A 613-nucleotide genomic window follows, 5' to 3' on the forward strand; every position below is an offset into this window, starting at 1 on the left:
GTTTCATTAATTCCTCTACATAAAATGCAAAATACACGTCAAGGTTTAAAACAAATCGAAGTAGGTATAAGAGTTCTACTGGAATCTGGAATCGAAGTTGATTTAAATTTGGATGGCCGTACATTTTACACTTCTCTAAATCAGCTATTTAAATTAAATCATAAAGTTGCTTAGCGATAAATTTTTAAACATCAATAATTTATGTGGGATTTCCACTGCAATTTTTTTAAGGAAATATATATGTTTAAACAGACTCTCAGCGTAAAAGACCAGTTTGGCGTTAAACACGCTATTCAAGCCACAGTGGATCATGAGTTTGCCAACACACAATCTCATTTGAATATAAAACATATCACCGTTGATGGTGAAGATATTCGACCTAGTTTTGAAATGCTTTTTCAAAGTACCTTAAGTGGAAAAATATTTAAAATCATCTAGAAATATAGTTTTTATAAAATCTATAGTCTGAATGAAATATCAGGACCTACTCGCTATCATGCGGGTTTTTTATACCTAATATTTATATTTGTAAGCCTTTGCTTATGCGAAACGAGAGTTCACAGCTCTCGTTTTTTTATTCTAAAACTGCTAAAATTCTTATACGCCATTGACG

Annotated in this window: 1 protein-coding gene; it reads left to right on the forward strand. The window is 31.3% G+C overall.

Annotated features, from left to right (window positions below):
* Nucleotides 1–240 precede the first annotated feature (240 nt).
* A complete protein-coding gene (locus V6U86_RS33305) occupies nucleotides 241–438 on the forward strand; it encodes a hypothetical protein (protein WP_000476222.1) in 198 nt (65 codons plus the stop codon).
* The last annotated feature ends 175 nt before the right edge of the window (nucleotides 439–613 follow it).

The organism is Micromonospora sp. CPCC 205558 (assembly GCF_036902955.1).
GTDB lineage: Bacteria > Actinomycetota > Actinomycetes > Mycobacteriales > Micromonosporaceae > Micromonospora.

Excerpts from the sequence above, each read along its gene's own strand:
- V6U86_RS33305 (WP_000476222.1), top strand. The coding sequence starts at position 241 with ATGTTTAAACAGACTCTCAGCGTAAAAGACCAGTTTGGCGTTAAACAC.